General features: G+C 71.7%; 11 protein-coding genes. 3 read left to right on the top strand and 8 right to left on the bottom strand.

All coding sequences use genetic code 11. The features are described from left to right. Positions 1–67: 67 nt before the first annotated feature. Complete coding sequence (locus ACIQGQ_RS32710; protein ID WP_402402873.1) at positions 68–2,494, top strand: endonuclease/exonuclease/phosphatase family protein; 2,427 nt, start codon at positions 68–70, stop codon at positions 2,492–2,494. Positions 2,495–2,557: 63 nt separating this feature from the next. On the opposite strand, the gene ACIQGQ_RS32715 is transcribed toward ACIQGQ_RS32710, so the two are convergent. From ACIQGQ_RS32715 to ACIQGQ_RS32750, 8 genes are all read right to left on the bottom strand, one after another. Next, on the bottom strand, positions 2,558–3,217 hold the full coding sequence (locus tag ACIQGQ_RS32715) for an HAD family hydrolase (protein ID WP_402402876.1): 660 nt from the start codon (positions 3,215–3,217) through the stop codon (positions 2,558–2,560). A gap of 55 nt (positions 3,218–3,272) precedes the next feature. Beyond that, positions 3,273–6,326, bottom strand: a complete 3,054-nt coding sequence (locus ACIQGQ_RS32720) for an alpha-mannosidase (RefSeq protein WP_402402878.1) — start codon at positions 6,324–6,326, stop codon at positions 3,273–3,275. A gap of 22 nt (positions 6,327–6,348) precedes the next feature. Next, positions 6,349–8,103: a beta-galactosidase family protein gene (locus ACIQGQ_RS32725; RefSeq protein WP_402402881.1), complete on the bottom strand. Its 1,755-nt coding sequence runs from the start codon at positions 8,101–8,103 to the stop codon at positions 6,349–6,351. Positions 8,104–8,141: 38 nt separating this feature from the next. Continuing rightward, positions 8,142–10,088: a glycoside hydrolase family 5 protein gene (locus ACIQGQ_RS32730; RefSeq protein ID WP_402402884.1), complete on the bottom strand. Its 1,947-nt coding sequence runs from the start codon at positions 10,086–10,088 to the stop codon at positions 8,142–8,144. 61 nt (positions 10,089–10,149) lie between these two features. After that, positions 10,150–10,992, bottom strand: coding sequence for a carbohydrate ABC transporter permease (locus ACIQGQ_RS32735; RefSeq protein WP_402402887.1), 843 nt, complete (start codon positions 10,990–10,992; stop codon positions 10,150–10,152). Between the two features lie 7 nt (positions 10,993–10,999). Continuing rightward, positions 11,000–11,998 (bottom strand): carbohydrate ABC transporter permease, encoded by a 999-nt coding sequence (locus ACIQGQ_RS32740; protein WP_402402890.1) that lies wholly within the window; start codon positions 11,996–11,998, stop codon positions 11,000–11,002. A gap of 5 nt (positions 11,999–12,003) precedes the next feature. Continuing rightward, positions 12,004–13,281, bottom strand: a complete 1,278-nt coding sequence (locus ACIQGQ_RS32745; RefSeq protein WP_402402892.1) for an ABC transporter substrate-binding protein — start codon at positions 13,279–13,281, stop codon at positions 12,004–12,006. 138 nt (positions 13,282–13,419) lie between these two features. Beyond that, entirely contained in the window at positions 13,420–14,622 is a 1,203-nt protein-coding gene (locus ACIQGQ_RS32750; protein WP_402402894.1) for an ROK family protein, read from the bottom strand. Positions 14,623–14,797: 175 nt separating this feature from the next. On the opposite strand from ACIQGQ_RS32750, the gene ACIQGQ_RS32755 reads away from it, so the two are divergent. Beyond that, complete coding sequence (locus tag ACIQGQ_RS32755; RefSeq protein WP_402402898.1) at positions 14,798–16,918, top strand: alpha-galactosidase; 2,121 nt, start codon at positions 14,798–14,800, stop codon at positions 16,916–16,918. 59 nt (positions 16,919–16,977) lie between these two features. After that, positions 16,978–17,850 carry an alkaline phosphatase family protein gene (locus ACIQGQ_RS32760; RefSeq protein WP_402402901.1) on the top strand — a complete coding sequence of 291 codons (873 nt, stop codon included), beginning with the start codon at positions 16,978–16,980 and terminating at the stop codon, positions 17,848–17,850. Positions 17,851–18,001: the final 151 nt, after the last annotated feature.

Consider the following 18,001-nt stretch of genomic DNA (forward strand, 5'->3'; position numbering starts at 1 on the left):
TCCCTCACCGGTCCGGCGCCCGCTGCGGCGACCGGGCTGTGTCCTGCCATGAAGGAGTGCCACAACGGTGCCCAGTCCCCTCCCCAACCGCCGCTCCCGCCGCAGACTGCTGCGCGCCGCCCTGCCCGCCGCGGTCACCGCGTCGCTGGTGCTCGTCCCGCTGCCCGGCGCGGTCGCCGCCCCGTCCACGGGCGTGGTCATCGCCGAGGTGTACGGCGGTGGCGGCAACTCGGGTGCGACGCTGAAGAACGACTTCATCGAACTCGCCAACCCCTCCGGGGCCGCCTTCGGCCTGGTCGGCTACAGCGTGCAGTACCTGCCGGGCACGCCCAGCGCCAGCAGCAAGTGGGGGGTCACCCCGCTGGGCGGCTCGGTCGCCCCGGGCGCCCGCTACCTGGTCGCCGAGGCGGCGGGCACGGGCGGCACCGTGAACCTGCCGACCGCCGACGCCTCGGGCAGCCTGGCGCTGTCCGGCACCGCGGGGACCATCGCGCTCGTCAACGGCACCGACCCGCTGACCTGCAAGACCGCCGCGGACTGCGCCGTCGATCCGCGCATCGTCGACCTGGTGGGCTTCGGCAACGCCGTGGTCCACGAGGGCTCCGGCGCCGCCGCGGGCGCCTCCAACAGCGCCTCGGTGGCCCGCGCCGCCTCTCTCGCCGACACCGACGACAACGCCGCCGACTTCCAGGCCGGCGACCCCACCCCGGTCAACGGCAAGGGCGAGACCACCCCCGGCGGCGGCGACGGCGGCACCGGCCCGACCGAGCCCGGCACCGTGCGCATCCATGACATCCAGGGCGCCACCCGCGTCTCGCCGATGGCCGGCCAGACCGTCGTGGGCGTGCCCGGCGTCGTCACCGGCGTCCGTACGTACGGCACCAAGGGCTTCTGGTTCCAGGACCCGAACCCGGACGCCGACCCGGCCACCAGCGAGGGTGTCTTCGTCTACACCGGCGGTTCCGGACCGGCCGTCAAGGTCGGCGACTCGGTGCTGGTCACGGCCAAGGTGACCGAGTACTACCCGAACAGCTCGGGCGGCTCGCAGTCCCTCACCGAGCTCTCCGGCCCCAAGACCACCGTGGTCTCCTCGGGCAACGCGGTACCCGCCCCGGTCGTCCTGGACGGCTCGGTCATCCCGGCGGCGTACGCCCCGGACGTGGCGGGCGGCTCGATCGAGTCCCTGCCGCTGCGGCCCGACGCCTACGCGCTCGACCTGTACGAGTCGCTGGAGGGCATGAACGTCGAGGTCCGCGACGTACCGGTGACGCAGGCCAGCAACGCGTACCAGGAGCTGTGGGTGAACGCCCGCGAGCAGGACCCCCGGTCGGCGCGCGGCGGTTCCGTGTACCTCGGCTACGACCGGCAGAACTCCGGCCGGCTGCTGGTCCAGTCGCTGGGCGCCGCCGCCGACTTCCCGGTCGCCGATGTCGGCGACCGGCTCACCGGGGCCACCGGGGGCCCGCTGGACTACACCAAGTTCGGCGGATACGCGGTGCAGGCCGACCGGCTCGGCGCCGTCGAGTCGGGCGGGCTCCAGCGGGAGGTGACCCAGCGCGCCCTCCCGAGCGAGCTGACCATCGGCACGTACAACGTCGAGAACCTCGACCCGGGCGACCCGGACGAGAAGTTCGCCGAGCTGGCGAAGGGCGTCGTCACCAACCTGCGCTCGCCCGACATCCTGGCCCTGGAAGAGGTCCAGGACGACAACGGCCCGGTCAACGACGGCACGGTCGCGGCCGGTGCCACCGTCGCCAAGTTCATCGAGGCGATCAAGGCGGCCGGCGGCCCCGCCTACGACTGGCGCTCCGTCGACCCGGAGGACGGCAAGGACGGCGGCGAGCCCGGCGGCAACATCCGCCAGGTCTTCCTCTTCAACCCGCACCGCGTCTCCTTCACCGACATCCCCGGCGGCGACGCCACCACCGCCGTGGGCGTGACCGGCACCGGCAAGCGCGCCTCGCTGACCGCCTCCCCGGGCCGGATCGACCCGGGCAACGAAGCGTGGAACAGCAGCCGCAAGCCGCTGGTCGGCCAGTTCATGTTCCGCAACAAGCCGGTCTTCGTGATCGCCAACCACTTCAACAGCAAGGGCGGCGACCAAGGCCTGGACAGCCGGTTCCAGGCCCCGGCCCGCAGCTCCGAGGTGCAGCGCGCCAAGCAGGCCGAGTCCGAGCACGCCTTCGTCGCCAAGCTCCTGGCCGCCGACCCCGGCGCCCGGGTGGTCTCCCTCGGCGACTTCAACGACTACCAGTTCTCCCCCGCCCTCCAGACCCTCACCAAGGGCGGCGTCCTGCGCGACCTGGTGAACGAGCTGCCCGCCTCCGAGCGCTACTCGTACGTCTACCAGGGCAACTCGCAGGTACTCGACCACATCCTGGTCAGCCCCGCGTTCAAGAAGCAGCAGACCCGCTACGACGTCGTCCACATCAACAGCGAGTTCGCCGTCCAGGCCTCCGACCACGACCCGCAGGTGGTCCGCGTCAAGCCCTGACCCGGCCCGCCCGCCTCACCGAATCCCCGTCCGGTCGCCCGACCGGACGGGGATTCCGTTCTCTCATCCCCTCGCGACCAGGCACCGGAGCAGGGCGAGGTCCACGTCCAGCAGGCTGTGGACCACCGTGCGGTGCGGGGCCGGTCGGACGGCCGTGACGGAGGGAACCGCCAGGACCGTGCACCGGGCGGCCTCCGCCGAAGCGATGCCTGTCGGGCTGTCCTCGACGGCCACGCAGCCGGTCGGTGCGGCGCCCAGGGCGGTCAGGGCCGCCTGGTAGGGGTCGGGGAACGGCTTGGTGCGGGCGGTTTCACCGGCGGCGACGGTCGTGGTGAAACGGTGGCGCCCCAGGGCGGTGAGGACGGTGTCCACGACGGGGCGGGGCGAGGCCGAGACCAGGGCCGTGGGCACGCCCGCAGCGCCGAGCGCCGCGAGGAGGGCCTCGGCTCCCGGAAGCGGGACCACGCCGCCTCGCACGAGGTGCGTGAAGCGGCGTTCCAAAGAAGCGGCCAGCCGGGCCGGGCCGACCCGGCCGGCCGCGCGGGCGGCGAGGTGGGCGGCGGTGTCCTCGATGGCGCGGCCGGTCACGTGCGGGAGATCCGCCTCCGTGAGGGTGAGACCGAGGCTCAGGGACTCCTCCTCGACCGCCTGCCTCCAGAGGCGCTCGGTGTCGACGAGTGTGCCGTCCATGTCGAAGAGGACGGCCCGCAGTTCGGTGTGCACGAGGTCTCCCGGATCGTGTGCTCGGATGGACCGGGCCGAGGTGGCCGGGCCGGGGTCATGGACGGGGCCGGAGCCCGAACCGGAGGGTACGGACTTCGAACGGGCGCAGCGTCAGCTGGAGCGATGTGCCCTGCGACAGCTCCGGCCGGGTGGGTTCCGCGTCTGCCGACGGGCGTTCCAGAAGGTCCGTCCCGGTCACGGTGTCCCACGGGACGGCTGTGCTCAGCACGGTCCGGGCACGGCCGCCGTGGGCCTCGTAGAGCCTGACGACGAGGTCGCCGGAGCGGTCGTCGGCGAGCTTGACGGCCTCGATGACGACGGCCTCTTCGTCCGTGGTGACGAGCGGGGGCACCGCCGCCGCTCCCTCGACGGACCGCTCGGGCAGGTTGAAGGCGTAACCCTCCCGTACGGCGTCGGCGATGTCGGCACCCAGGACAAGGCCGTAGTTCAGCCGGTGTCCGCCCTGGTCGGCGTCCGGGTCGGGGAAGCGGGGGGCCCTCAGCAGCGAGAGCCGGACGGTCGTGGTGGTGCCGCCGTCGGCGCGTACGTCCCGGGTGACGTCATGGCCGTAGGTGGAGTCGTTGACCAGGGCCGCTCCCCAGCCCCGCTCGCCGACGTGGAGGTACCGGTGGGCACAGATCTCGAACTTCGCCGCGTCCCAACTGGTGTTGGTGTGGGTGGGGCGGCGGACGTGGCCGTAGGGGATCTCGGCGGTCGAGTGGTCGGCCCGGACGTCCAGGGGAAAGGCCGCCTTGAGCAGGCTCTCCCGCTCGTGCCAGTCGATGTCGGTGGCGATGTCCAGGCGCCGTGATCCCTCCCGCAGCGAGAGCAGTTGCCGCACATGGGAGTCGCCGAAGCCGCGCCGGACCTCCACACCACCGTCGACGGCGGTCACCAGGTCGGCGTCCGTCAGGTCCCGGACGGTGTTGCGGTAGAAGGCGTCGATGTCCCAGGCGTCGTACTCGTTGGGGAAGTCCTGATGGAGCTGGAGCAGATTGGCCACGGCGCCGGGAGGCAGGGCCTCGCGGCCCGCCGCGAGGTCGACGGCCGAGACCACGAGCCCGCGGCCGTCGATCACGAATCGCACCAGACCGTTGTCGAGCACATGTCCGCCTTCGCACGGCACGGGGGCGACGGTGGGCGCCGGATCCCCGGTGCGGAGCGCGGCACCGAGGGCATCGACACCGCCCCGGGCGAAGGGGGCTCCGTTGAACACGACCGTGCCGGTTCCCGGGCCGGCCAGCGCCCGCTGCGCGGAGGCCACGAGCTCGTCGAGTTCGGCGCGGACCGCCGCGTACGCCTCCTCCGCCTGCCGGTGCACCCAGGAGATGGAGGAGCCGGGCAGGATGTCGTGGAACTGGTGCAGCAGCACCGTCTTCCAGAGCCGGTCGAGTGCGTCGTACGGGTAGGGGAACCCGGTGCGCAGCGCCGCTGTCGCCGACCACAGCTCGGCCTCGCGCAGCAGGTGCTCGCTGCGCCGGTTTCCCTGCTTGGTACGGAGTTGGCTGGTCAGCGTGCCCCGGTGGAACTCCAGATAGAGCTCGCCCAGCCACACCGGGGCGTCCGGGTACTCCGTGTGGGCGCGGTCGAAGAAGCGGGCGGGTGGCTCGATGGCGACCCGGGGCGATCCCTCCAGGTCGGCGAGACGGTCGGCGCGGGCGAGCATCTCGCGGGTGGGTCCGCCGCCGCCGTCGCCGTATCCGAAGGGCAGGAGGGAGCGGTTGGCCGGTCCCTTGTCCCGGAAGTTGCGTGCGCCGTGGGCCAGTTCCGCTCCGGACAGTTCGCTGTTGTACGTGTCCGCGGGCGGGAAGTGCGTAAAGACGCGGGTGCCGTCGATGCCCTCCCACCAGAACGTGTGATGGGGGAACTTGTTGGTGGTGTTCCAGGAGATCTTCTGGGTGAGGAACCAGCGCACCCCCGCGAGCTTCATCAGCTGGGGCATCGCCGCGTTGTAGCCGAAGGTGTCGGGCAGCCACATCTCCTCGGTCTCGACGCCGAACTCCTCGGCGTAGAACCGCTTGCCGTGGACGAGCTGTCGGGCGAGGGACTCGCCTCCGGTGATGTTGGTGTCGGGCTCCACCCACAGGCTGCCCACGGGCAGGAACTGGCCCGTCCGCACCTTCCGGCGGACGCTCGCGAAAAGCTCAGGGCGCCGCTCCTTCAGCCAGGCCAGGTGCTGGGCCTGGGACATGGCGAAGCGGAACTCCGGATGATCGTCCATCAGATGAGTGACGTTGGCGACGGTCCTGGTGACCTTGCGCACGGTTTCGCGCAACGGCCACAGCCAGGCGGTGTCGATGTGGGCGTGGCCGATCGCGGAGATCCGGTGGGCGCTCGCGGCGGCGGGGGCGGCCAGGGCGGGACGCAGGGCTTCGCGTGCGGCGTGCGCGGTCCCGGCGACATCCTGTACGTCCACGGCGTCGAGCGCGCGTTCGACGGCGTGGAGGATCTGCCACCGTCGCTCGGAGGTCTCGGGCAGCTCGTGCATCAGCTCCCCCAGGACGTCCAGGTCCTGGGCGAGTTCCCATGCCTCCCGGTCGAAGACGGTCAGGTCCGCGCGGCGGAGCCGGTAGAGCGGCTCGCCGGTGCTGTCGCCGCCGGTCAGCCAGGGGGGCCGGTCCCCGGCCCTGGTCGGTGCGTGGTGCGGCTGGCCGGGGAAGGGGACGGTGGGGTTGGCGGCGGCCTCGACGTACCAGGTGAACTCCTCGTCTCCGCTCGCCGGGTCGCCGACGGGGATCCAGGCGTTGCGCGGGTTGAGCGCCTTGACCACGGTGCCGTCCGGGCGGTGGACTAGGCCCTCGGTCGAGAAGCCGGGGCCGGTGACGTCGAAACCCAGGTCGAGTACGGCCTCGACCCGCAGGCCCGCCCACTCCCGGGGCACCCGGCCGCTGATCCTGAACCAGCTGGTGGTCCAGGCCGGCCCCCAGCGGTGGCCGGTCGTGACGGGCCGGTAGGGCGCGGCCAGTGCCTCCGGTACGGGCACCGGTTCGCCCGGGGCGTCCCAGATCTCCACCCGGAGCGGTGTGGCGCGGGCGTGGACGGCCGGACGGATGCGCTGGTTCAGGACGCGGTCGAGCCGCTGCTCGGTCAGACGTCGGTCGCTGTGCATGGTGTGCTCCGTGGGACGACGGTCACTCCTCGGTGGGCCCGAGGTCGGGTGTGTCACGCAGGTGGACGCGGCGGGTGGCGGTGGCGTGGAGTTCGAGGACGGTGATCTCGTTGGGGCCGGGTCTGAGCGCGGGCCCGGGAACGTACAGGCTGCGCTGGGGCCCCCGCGACCAGTAGCGGCCCAGGGCGAAGCCGTTGATCCAGGCGACGCCCTTGGTCCAGCCGTCGAGGTGGAGGAAGGTGTCGGCGGGCTCGTCCACGGTGAGGACGCCGTGGTGGAACGCCGGGCCCACCGGGTGACGGGCCGGGTCCGCGAACCCGTGGGGGAAGGCGTCGGGCCGGTCGAGGGGCAGGGCGCGGCTGCGCCAGGCGGTGGGCGGAGTGCCGTTGACCGTCGTGCGGCCGAGAAGGCCCTTGCGGTCGTGGAGCCCGGAACCGTAGTTGACGCGGCCCTGGTTCTCCACGAGCACGGCGAGCCGGGCTCCGGGGCGGGGCACGGTGAAGGCGAGGGTGTGCTCGTGGTTCTCCCGTTCCAGGACGCCGACCGGCTGTCCGTCGACGAAGACCTGGGCGCGGTCGCGGACCCGCTCGACGTGCAGGACGGCCGGCCCGGGTGTGGGCAGTTCGGTCTCGTGGAGGACGAATCCGAAGGGGTGGCCGAGTTCCTCCATGGTCAGGGGCCGGTCGGCGGTCACCGGGGTGCCGAGGGCGTCCGCCTGTTCCAGCAGCCCGGCGGTGGGGCTGAGCTCCACCGGGCCGAAGGCGGCCTTGGGGGACGCGGGAGGCAGCGGCTCGGCGGGGACAGCGGTGTGGCGGGCGATGACCTCGCGGAAGGCCGCGTACTTGGGGGTGGGGTCACCGGCCTCGTCGAGGAGGGCGTCGTAGTCGTAGGAGGTGACGGTGGGCCGGTAGGTGCCCTTGTCGTTGGCTCCGTTGGTGAAGCCGAAGTTGGTGCCGCCGTGGAACATGTAGATGTTGACGGAGGCACCGGCGGCGAGCAGCCGGTCGAGGTCGGCGGCGGCGTCGGCCGGGTCGCGGCGGGTGTGGACGCCGCCCCAGCGGTCGAACCAGCCGATCCAGAACTCCGTGCACATCAGCGGTCCGCGCGGCCGGAGCTCGCGCAGTGCCGCGAGTCCGGCGGCGACCCGGCTGCCGAAGCTGGCGGTGGGCAGGACCCCGTCCAGGCTGCCCCGCACCAGGTCGGCGGGCTGGTCGCAGGTGAACAGGGGGACGTCCACGCCGTGGCGGCGCAGCATGGCGGCGAGTTCGGCGAGGTAGGCGGTGTCGTCGCCGTGGGCTCCGTACTCGTTCTCGACCTGGAGGGCGAGGATCGGCCCGCCGTTGCTTCCCAGGTAGGGCCGGAGCGGGGGCAGCAGCGATCCGAAGTAGGCGTCGGCCTCCCGCAGGAAGCGGGGGTCGCTGCTGCGCAGGACGATCCCCTCCTCGGCGAGCAGCCAGGAGGGCAGCCCTCCGCCCTCCCACTCCGCGCAGATGTACGGGCCGGGCCGGAGCAGGACGTGCAGTCCCTCGGCGGCCGCGGTGTCGAGGAACCGGGGCAGGTCGAGACCTCCGTCGAGGCGGAACTCCCCTCGGTGCGGGGCGTGCAGGTTCCACGGGACGTAGGTCTCGACCGTGTTGAGACCCAGCAGCCGGGCCTTGTGGAGTCGGTCGGCCCACTGCTCCGGATGGACGCGGAAGTAGTGCAGTGCTCCGGAGACGATGCGGAACGGTCGGGCGTCGAGACGGAAGCCGTCGTCGGCGATCTCCAGCAGGGGCATGGCTGTGGTGCTCCTCAGGGGGTACGGATCCGGTTGGTTCAGCCGAGCGGGCGGCACAGGAGGGCGTCGGGGACTCCGCCGTGGTTCCACTTCCAGGTGTGGGCGACGCCCGCGAGGTACTCGGTGTCGGCGCACTGGCCCTTGTAGTGGCCCGGGGCCCAGTCGCTGCCGGTCGATCCGCCGGTTGCGGGCCGGTTGTCGCCGTTGTCGAACCAGACCGCGCGGCCGTTGACGGGCAGGGAGGCCGCGGCCGGGGCGCACAGGAGGGCCGCCATGGCGTTCTTGTTGACGCTGTAGCCGACCGCGAAGGCGTTGGCGGGGCACTGGAGCTTGCTGTAGCCGCTCGCCCAGTCGCCGTCGGTGACGTACCGTTCGTCGGTGACGACGGTCCAGGAACCGGTGCCCTTCACCGGCTGGCCGGCGTCGGTGCACAGTCCCCTGCTGTCGCTGCGGCCGAGGCCGGCGAGGCGCTGGCTGTCGGGGCAGTTGCCCTTGCGGTTGCCGACGGACCAGTCGGGCCCGGCGAGCTTGGTGGCGGAGACGTTGTAGTCGGCGTAGTCCAGGTTCAGCATGTTCCAGCGGGGTGCGGGGGCGATCGGACCGGTCCGGCCGGGGGCGTTGACCAGCTTGTCCCAGGCGGTGGCGCGCCAGTCACCGGTGTCCATGACGCCGAGCCGGGTTCCGTCCGCGCTGTAGTTGACCATGGCCCAGTTGTCCTGGGGGGTGCCGTTCGCGTCGGTCCAGCCGACCAGGGGCCAGATGGCGAAGTCGGTGTCGTTCTTCACCAGGATGTCGGTGAAATTGGCGAACCAGGCGCGTTCCCTGGCATCGAGGTCGCCCCGGCCGGCGGCACCGAACTCGCTGATCCACACGGGCGCGGTGAAGTGCTGGCCGGACCGGGTGACGAACAGGGCCTGGTCGTCGACGACCTGGGCGAGCTGTGCGGGGGTGAGTTCCTCGTAGCGCGGGTCGTGGGTCTCGCCCGTTCCGGTGGCGCCGGTGTGGTTCGGGCCGGTGTAGCCGTAGAAGTGGGCCGCGTAGACGAGCTTGTCGGAGCGGATCAGGGTGTTGGACAGGGTGGCGACCGGGGTGAGGGTCGGGCGGCCGTGCGGGGTGATGTCGGTCGGGATGCCCTGCCAGTTGATGCCCTCCATCACGATGAGCAGGTCCGGGTCGGCCTGGAGGATCTTGTTGCCCGCTTCTTCCAGGGCCTTGTTGAGGTCGTGGTCGTCGCCCCAGCCCCAGTTGGGGTCGTCCCAGGTGTCGCGGCGGACCTCGTTGCGCAGATCGGCTCCGACGACCCGCTTGTCGTTGCGGTAGCGCTTCGCGAGGAACACCCAGTCGTCGATCCACTGCTGGGTCGACTGGCCGCTGTTCCAGCGCTCGTTGCCGTCCAGTCCGCAGCAGAAGCGGTAGCTGGTGGTGTGGTTGTTGAGGATGACGGCGAAGCCGTCCGCGGTCAGGGCCGCGACGACGGCATCGAGGACCTGCAGCGGGGTCTTCCCCTTGAGCTGTGGGTTGGCGGTGACGGCAGAGTCCGGGACGGTGCTCGTGTCGTGGATGAGCGCGTTGGCGAACGGGAGCCGGATGCTGTTCAGGCCCAGGGCGTGGAAATCGGCCAGGATCTGGGAGATCGGCTTCCGGTCGAGGCCGAGCGGGATGTTGTGCGACATCTGCCGCGCCTGGTGGTTCGCCGGGTCGTTGACGTCGCCGCTGCCCTGCCAGGTGCCCTGGGCGCCGGCCCAGTTGCCGGACTTGAGTTTGAAGCGGTCCCCGTCGGCGTCGACGACGTACCGGTCCCGGGTGGAGAGCGGGCCGGTCCACGAGGCGGCGAGCTGGGCACCGCTGAGGACCGAGGGTGCCGACGCCGAAGCCGTCGCCGGATCGGCCGCGGCGGCCGTGGGGACGAGGGAGCAGAGGAGGAGCGCGGACGATGTGGCGAGAGCCGCGGTCGCGCGTCGGAGCGGTGTGATGCGAGGTGTCACGGAGAGGCTCCTTGTACGGGTGGGGGAATGGTGCCTGTCTGGTGCGGAACGCTGCGGTGGTTCAGCCCTTGAGGCCGCTGGTCGCTATGCCCTCGACGATGTGGCGCTGGGCGACGAGGAACATGACGACCAGGGGGGTGATGGTGACGACGGCACCGGCGAAGAGTCCGGGCAGGTTGATGGTCTGCGAGGTGAGGAAGGTGGACAGGGCGATCTGCGCGGTCCAGGCGGAGGGGTCCTGGCCGATGACCAGCGGCCACAGGAAGGCGTTCCAGCTCTCGATGAAGGACAGCGCCCCCAGGGAGGCGAGCATCGCCCCGGAGCTCGGCAGCGCGATCCTGCGGTAGATGCCGAGCCAGCCCAGTCCGTCGATGCGTCCGGCGTCCTCGATCTCGCTCGGGAACTGGAGGTAGAAGTTGCGGAACAGCAGCACCGCGAACGGATTGAACAGGCCGGGGACGATGATGCCCCAGAGGGTGTTGACACCGCCCATGGAGCCGACGACTACGAAGGTCGGAACGAAAGTGACCGAGCCGGGGATCATCAGGGTGGCGACCACCAGGCCGAGCATCACCCCGCGTCCCGGAACGGGGATCCGGGCGAGGGCGTAGCCGGCGGCGGAGGCGAGGAGGGTGGAGACCGGCGCGGTGACACCGGCGATGAGCAGCGAGTTGCCGAGGGCCGGGCCCATGGAGACGGCGGGGTCGCCGAACAGGTCGGTGAAGTTCTCGAAGTGCATCGTCGAGGGCCACCAGGTCCACCCCGGCGCCGTGAGGCCCTGCGCGTCCATCAGGGAGTTGCGCAGCATCAGGTAGAAGGGCGTCAGGAAGGCGAGGGTGAGGAGGCCGATGAGCAGGCCGCGGGCGAGGGTGCGCGCGGTGTCGAGCACGGGCGAGGTGGTCATGCGTCTCTCACTCCTCGCCCCTGCCGAATCCGGTGACCCGTCCCTGGATCAGGGTCACTCCGACGATGAGGGCGGTCAGTACGAAGGCTCCGGCGGAGCCCAGTCCGTAGTTCTGGTTGCCCATGGCGGTGTTGTAGAGGTGGACGAGCGGGGTCTGCACAGGGGCGGCTCCGGTGCCGGAGAGCCCGCTGTTGAACAGGTTGTAGAACTCGTCGAAGGCCTGGAAGGCGGCGATGAACAGCAGCATCAGTACGGCGACGGAGGTGTTGCGCAGCATGGGCAGGGTGATTCCGGTCAGCAGCCGTCGGCCGGTGGCGCCGTCGAGTGCGGCGGCCTCGTAGAGCTCCTTGGGAATGGCCTGGAGTCCGGCCAGGAAGAGCACCATGTAGAAACCGACCTGGAGCCAGAGGCGCAAGGTGACGAGGACGATCCAGTAGAGCGGTGGTGAGGTGGTCTGCAGCCAGGCCACGGGTTCCGCTCCGAACCAGCCGCCGACCACATTGGCGATTCCGGTCGGCAGGCCGTTGAACAGGCACATCTTCCACAGCAGCGACGCCGCGACGTACGAGACGGCCGCCGGCACGAGGAAGGTGGTGCGCAGCAGGGCCCGGCCGCGCCGGATGCGGTGCACCAGCAGGGCCAGTCCGAAGGACGCGGCGAAGGTGACGGGCACGATGAAGGCGGTGAACAGGAGGATCTGGAGCAGTGAGTCGCGGAATGCCTGGTCCGCCAGGAGGGTTCGGTAGTTGTCGAGTCCGACCCAGTGGCCGAGGCCGATGGTGCCGCGCGCGTCGCTGAAGCTGAGCAGGAAGCTCCAGCCGATCGCGACGTACTTGAAGATGCCGAGCCCGATCAGTGTCGGCGCGGTCAGCAGCACGAACGCGATCCATCCGGACCGGCCCACGCGAGGACGGGCGGCCCGTGTGGTGCGGGCGGTGCCCGGCGGAGTGGCCGCGGAGCGCCGGGCCCGCCGGGATATCGGCGTGTCGTCGGTCGCCGGAGCCATCCGGTTCACCGGCCGAGCTGCTTGTCGATCTCGTGCTGCGCCTTCTTCGCCGCGGCGGCCAGGAGCGCGGCCGGGTCTCCCTGGCCGCCGACGATCTTGGCCGCGGCGCCGTTGAAGGCACTGCTGACCGCGGTGTCCCAGGTCCCCGGGTTGTGCTTGCCGTACTTCGAGGCCAGGCTTACGGCCTCCTTGGCGGGGCCGGTGGACAGCTTCTTCGCGGTCGCCGCGACGGACGTGCGCGGCGGGACGTGGAGTCCGTAGCTTCCGCCGAAGTCCTGCTGGAGCCCGGACTGCCGGATCCACAGCCACTGGACGAACTTCTTGGCCGCGGCGACCTTGCTGCCCTTGGCGTTGACGCAGCTGGTCCAGCCGCCGACCCGGACGGCCCGGGTGCCGCCGGCCCCGAACGCGGGCCAGGGCAGCACACCGAAGTCGTCGCCGAGGGCGGACGAGACGGCGGGCATCGCCCACAGGCCGCTCCACTGCATCGGGACGACGCCCTGGGTGAGTGCGGAGGGGTCCCACCAGTCGGTGGTGAAGCCGAGCAGCAGTGACTTGTCGTCGTGCAGGCGCTTCAGTCCCTTCAGCGCCTCCAGGGCCCGGTCCGAGCCGAACTCCACCTTGCCGTCGGGGCCGACGAGGTCGCCGCCGTTGGACCAGACGGAGAGGATCGCGGAGTCGCCGACCCCGTCGTTGCCGAGGAACAGGCCCTTGCTCTTCCCCGTGGACAGGGCCTTCGCCGCGGCGGCCAGTTCGTCGAAGGTCGTGGGCGGGTTGATCCCGGCCTTCGACAGGGCGCTCTTGCGGTAGTAGAGCATCATGACGTCGTCGACCATCTTGACGCCGTAGAGCTTGCCGTCGACGGTGACGGACTCGATGGCGTTGGTGTTGAAGTCGCTCCTGGCGTCTCCGTACAGGTCGTCGAGAGCGGCTATCTGGCCGCGGCGGGCGAGGCTCTCGCTGAAGTCGCCGATCTCGAAGACGTCGGGGGCCGCGTCGGTGAGCAGGGTCGCGTTCAGCTTGCCCGCGTAGTCGCCGGGAACCCAGGTCACCTTGACGGCCACGTCCGGGTTGGCCTTGGTGAACTCCTTGGCGTAGCGGAGTACGGCCTGCTGGGCACCGGCCTCTCCGTAGGCGTGGTACCAGACGTTGAGGGTGGTGCCGGCCGAGGAGGAACCGCCGGGGTCGGTGCTGCAGGCGGTCGTCAGGACCGTCCCGGCGGTGATGAGCAGCGATCCCGTGAGGAATCCGCGTCGGCTAAGCTCGAATCTGCGTGCGCTCATGTCGCATTTCCTTGTGTGAGGGTGTGTACGGGGCGGATGTGCTCCCTGGCCGACGCCTTCGTCAGTGCTTGCCGGCAGAGGAGTGCGCGGCCAGGGAGTCGTACGCGGCCGCCGTGGGGCGGCCGGTCGTCGCGTCGGTCAGCCGAAGCCGATCGTGGAAGTTGCCGCGGGCTGCGGGAAGAGGGCCTGGACGGCTACGGCCGCACCGCCGCGGGCCCAGTCCTCCCAGGGCAACGGGCGTAGTGACAGCGGGCATTGGGACGCCGCTCCGAAGGCGTGTGCGGCGTACGCGTCCTGGATGTGGCGGCCGAAGAGGTCGTAGGTGTCGGCTCCTTCCCCGCTGACCACCACACGCTCCGGACCGACCAGGTTGACCAGTGCGGCGATGCCGACCCCGATGGCCCGTCCGGCGCGGGCGAAGGCTTCGAGGGCCGCAGGGCTGCCCTCGCGGGCCATGGCCACGACCTCCTCGAAGGTGAGGCGCTGGTTCGCCGCGGACCGGCGGACCGCCGTGAGGATCGCGGCGGTCGAGGCGATCGCCTCGACGCAACCGCGCGCACCGCAGCGGCAGACCGGCCCCGACGGGTCGACGCAGAGGTGTCCGACCTCGCCCGCGACGCCGTGGGCGCCTCTGAGCAGGTGTCCGTTGACGACGAGCGCGGAGCCGATTCCAGCTCCGATGGTGACCAGGGCGAAGTAGCCGGTGCCGATGCCTTCCCCGAACCAGTGCTCGGCAACGGTCAGCGCCCTGACGTCGTTCTCGACGGTGACCGTCAGTCCGGTGCTGGCGCCGAGCAGTTCGCCGATCGGGACGTCGCGCCAGCCGAGGAGGCCGGAATGGCGGAGTCGTCCGCTCTCCCGGTCCACGTCACCGTTGATGGCGACGCCGAGGTGACGCGTGCGTTCCCGGAACGTGGGGTTCTCGTCGAGGAGTTCGTCGACCAGTTCGGCGACGAGAGCGGCGGCGGTCTCGGGTGCGAGTTCGGGTGTGCGCACCTCGAGCGGCCGGCAGGCGGTGGCCCGTATACCGGCCCGCAGATCGCAGACGGCGCCGAAGAGCTGGTCGGCGCTGATCTTCAGCCCGACGAAGTACTCCCGGTCGGGGTCGACCGCGAGCGGGTTCACCGGTCGGCCGGCACCGGGAGCGGTGCGTTCCGGCGGGAGTTCGTACAGGTAGCCGTCGTTGATGAGCGGCCGGGCGGCCTTGGTGACGGCCGTCGAGGAGAGCCCCGTCCGCCGTGCCAGTTCCACCCTGCTGAGTGGTCCCTCCGCGAGGAGCAGGGCGAGGACGGCGGTCTCGGCGGGAGCGCTGACCAGAGGCCGGGAGTGTTGTCGAAGCACGGGTGCAACGTAGAGGAAATAAATAACTTCTTCCAGTATTGATTTGGGAGTTGAGGTCGTCCTACGCTCGGGCCGCCCTGTCCCCGGACCCGGGCCGCACACGACCGAGGCCGCCCTCGCTCCGTGCCGCCCCGGATCCGCCCCCGTTTCCCTCCGCACGTCAGGGGATGCATCCGTGCCCGCCACGTTCCCGCCCGTCACCTTCGACCCCGATCCGGGCCTCGCGGTCCTGCGCACACCGAACAGCGTGTACGCGCTCCGCGTCGGCGCGGACGGCAGCCCGCGGCACGTCCATTGGGGCGCCCCGCTCGGCGCCGCCGCCCTGGCCTCGGCACCTGAGCCGGTGTCCCCGGCCGCGAGCAGCTTCGAGGCGGACGCCGCCGATGAGCTCGCGCCGCAGACCGGGGCGCGCTTCGGGCCCGCCGGCCTCCAGGTCCGCTTCGCCGACGGCACCCGGGGGACGCAGTGGCGGTTCGCGGGCCATCGCATCGACGGCGGTGAGCTGCGGCTCCGTCTGGAGGACCGGCACCGTCCGCTGCGGGCGGAGCTGTGCTACCGGGTACGGTCCGACACCGATGTCGTCGAGCGCTGGACGGAGCTGACCCACACCGGTGCCCCGGACGATCCGGCCGGTCCGGTCTCCGTCGGCCGGCTCGACTCGGCCTCCTGGACCGCTCCGCCCCTCTCCGACTACCGGCTCAGCCATCTGGTCGGCGGCTGGAACAGCGAGTTCCAGCTGCGCCGCGACCGGCTTCCCGTCGCCGAGACCGTGCTGACCAGCCGTCGGGGACTGACGAGTCATCACGCGTCCCCGTGGCTGGCCCTCGACGACGGCACCGCGGCCGAGGAGCAGGGCGAGGTATGGAGCACCGCACTCGCCTGGAGCGGGAGCTGGCGCGTCACGCTCCATCGCGACCCGGTCGGCCGCACCGTCTGGACCGGGGGTTTCGGCCACGAGGGGCTGTCCTGGACCCTCCGTCCGGGCGAGAGCCTTCGTACGCCGGTGTACGCCGGCCTGTACACCGGGCACGGCTTCGGCGCGGCGAGCCGTGCCTGGCACCACTACGTGCGCAGGTACGTCCTGCCGGAGCCCGACCGGGACCGGCCGGTGCTCTACAACTCGTGGGAGGCCACCGGCTTCGAGGTGGACGAGGCCGGTCAGCTGCGGCTGGCGAACCTGGCCGCGCGGGTGGGGGCCGAGCTCTTCGTACTGGACGACGGGTGGTTCGGCACGCGTCGCGACGACCGGTCCGGGCTCGGCGACTGGACGCCCCGCCCCGAGGCGTTCCCCCGCGGGCTGCGCCCGCTCGCCGACGAGGTGCACCGCCTCGGCATGGAGTTCGGGCTGTGGGTGGAGCCGGAGATGGTCAACCGGGACAGCGAGTTGTACCGCGCTCACCCGGACTGGGTCATCCACTCCCCCCGGCTCGACGCGACGGAACTCCGCAACCAGCTGGTCCTGAACTTCGCCCGGCCCGAGGTCGAGTCCTGGGCCCTGGAGACCCTCGACCGCCTGGTGCGCGACCACGGTGTCGACTGGCTCAAGTGGGACGCCAACCGGGCCTTCACCGAGGCCGGTTGGGATCATCCCGACCCCGACCGGCTGTGGATCGACCACACCCGGGCCGTCCACCGGATCATGGACCGGTTGCGCGAAGCCCACCCCGGACTGCGCATCGAGGCGTGTGCGGGCGGCGGCGGGCGGGTCGACCTCGGCGTCCTCGCCCGTACCGACCAGGCGTGGACCTCGGACAACACCGATCCGGCCGACCGGATCGGCATCCAGCACGGTTTCGGTCAGCTCTTCCCCGCCCAGGCCATGGCCGCGTGGGTCACCGACAGCCCCAACACCACGACCGGCCGCGGCACACCGCTGCGCTTCCGCTTCCACGTGGCCATGGCGGGCGCGCTGGGGATCGGCGGGGACCTCGCGTCCTGGTCCGACGCGGAGCTGGCGGAGGCCGCCGCGCTCGTCGCCGAGTACAAGGAGATCCGTCCGCTGGTGCAACGCGGTCACCAGCACCGCGTCGCCTTCGACGGCCCCGTGTCCGCGGTCCACTACGCGGCGCCGGACGACAGCGAGCACGTGGTCCTCGTCCGGCGTCCCACGGCCCGCTTCGGGCACGCAGCCGCCCCGGTGAAGCTGCCCGCCCTCGATCCCGGGGCGCGGTACCTCGACCCGGGCGCGAACCAGGTGTACGACGGCGCCTTCCTGATCCATCGGGGCATCGACCCCCGGCTGCCCGCAGGTGACCACGCCAGCAGCCTGATCCGGCTCAGCCGGGTCGGTCCCTGAACGACGCGCCCCGCACTCCCGCCTCCCCCTCTTTCTCCCGACACGTCTGGACCGGTCCCGTGGAAAACACCCAGAACACCGCTCGCGTACTGGTGGTCGGCATCGACGGCGTACGCCTCGACCTGCTGCCCGAACTCGACACCCCGTACCTCGACGGGATAGCCCGCGCGGGCTTCCTGGCGCCCGTCGAGGTGGACTCCGCGACACCGACGATGTCCGGCCCCTGCTGGACCACCGTCGTCACCGGGGTCGGCGTCGCCAAGCACGGGGTGTGGGCCAACCGTTTCGACGGCAACCGCCTGGACGTCTTTCCCGATTTCACAACCCGCCTCGCCGCCGACTGCGGACTGCGGACCTTCGCCGTCGGCGGCTGGGAGCCGCTCTTCCTCGCACGGCAGGGAGGCCCGCTCTTCGTCTCCCCCACCCGGCTCGGTTATGTCGCCCCGCGGGCGGACACCCCCGAGGCGTGGGAGGAGGTGGACGACCGGGTGACCGCCGAGGCGGAACACCTTCTCGGCCTGGACGAGGAGCTCCACGCCGGCTTCGTCTACCTGGGCGCCGTCGACGAGACCGCGCACTTCCTCGGCTGCGGTCAGGAGTACCGGCGTTCGATCGAGGCCGCCGACCGGCGGCTCGGCCGCGTCCTCGAAGCCGTGCGCCGCCGGCCCGGCCACGCGGCGGAGCGGTGGACGGTCATCGTGGTGACGGACCACGGCCACCGCGACGAAGGAGGGCACGGAGGGCGCAGCCCGCAGGAGCGCACGGCCTGGATCGCCGCGTCCGGTCCCGGCCTGCCGGCGGGCGCGACTCCGTCGGGCCTCCGTCACGCCGATGTCGCCGCCCAGGTCTACGCCGCACTCGGGATCGCCCCCGACTCCCACTGGACCCTGGACGGGGTTGCGTTCACGGCCTCGGTCACCCCCGTCCCGTGACCCGGCCATCCGCCCGGAGGCCGCCGTGAGGGCCACGGAGCACACCATGGCGTCGGCCTTCGACGACGCCCGGTGGTGGCGGCGCCCTCCGCCCTCCGCGTCGACGGGGCCACGGTCGATGTCCGGTCCCCCCGCCACCGCGTCGAAGCAG

Origin of the sequence: Streptomyces sp. NPDC092952, assembly GCF_044754785.1 — a bacterium.
GTDB lineage: Bacteria > Actinomycetota > Actinomycetes > Streptomycetales > Streptomycetaceae > Streptomyces.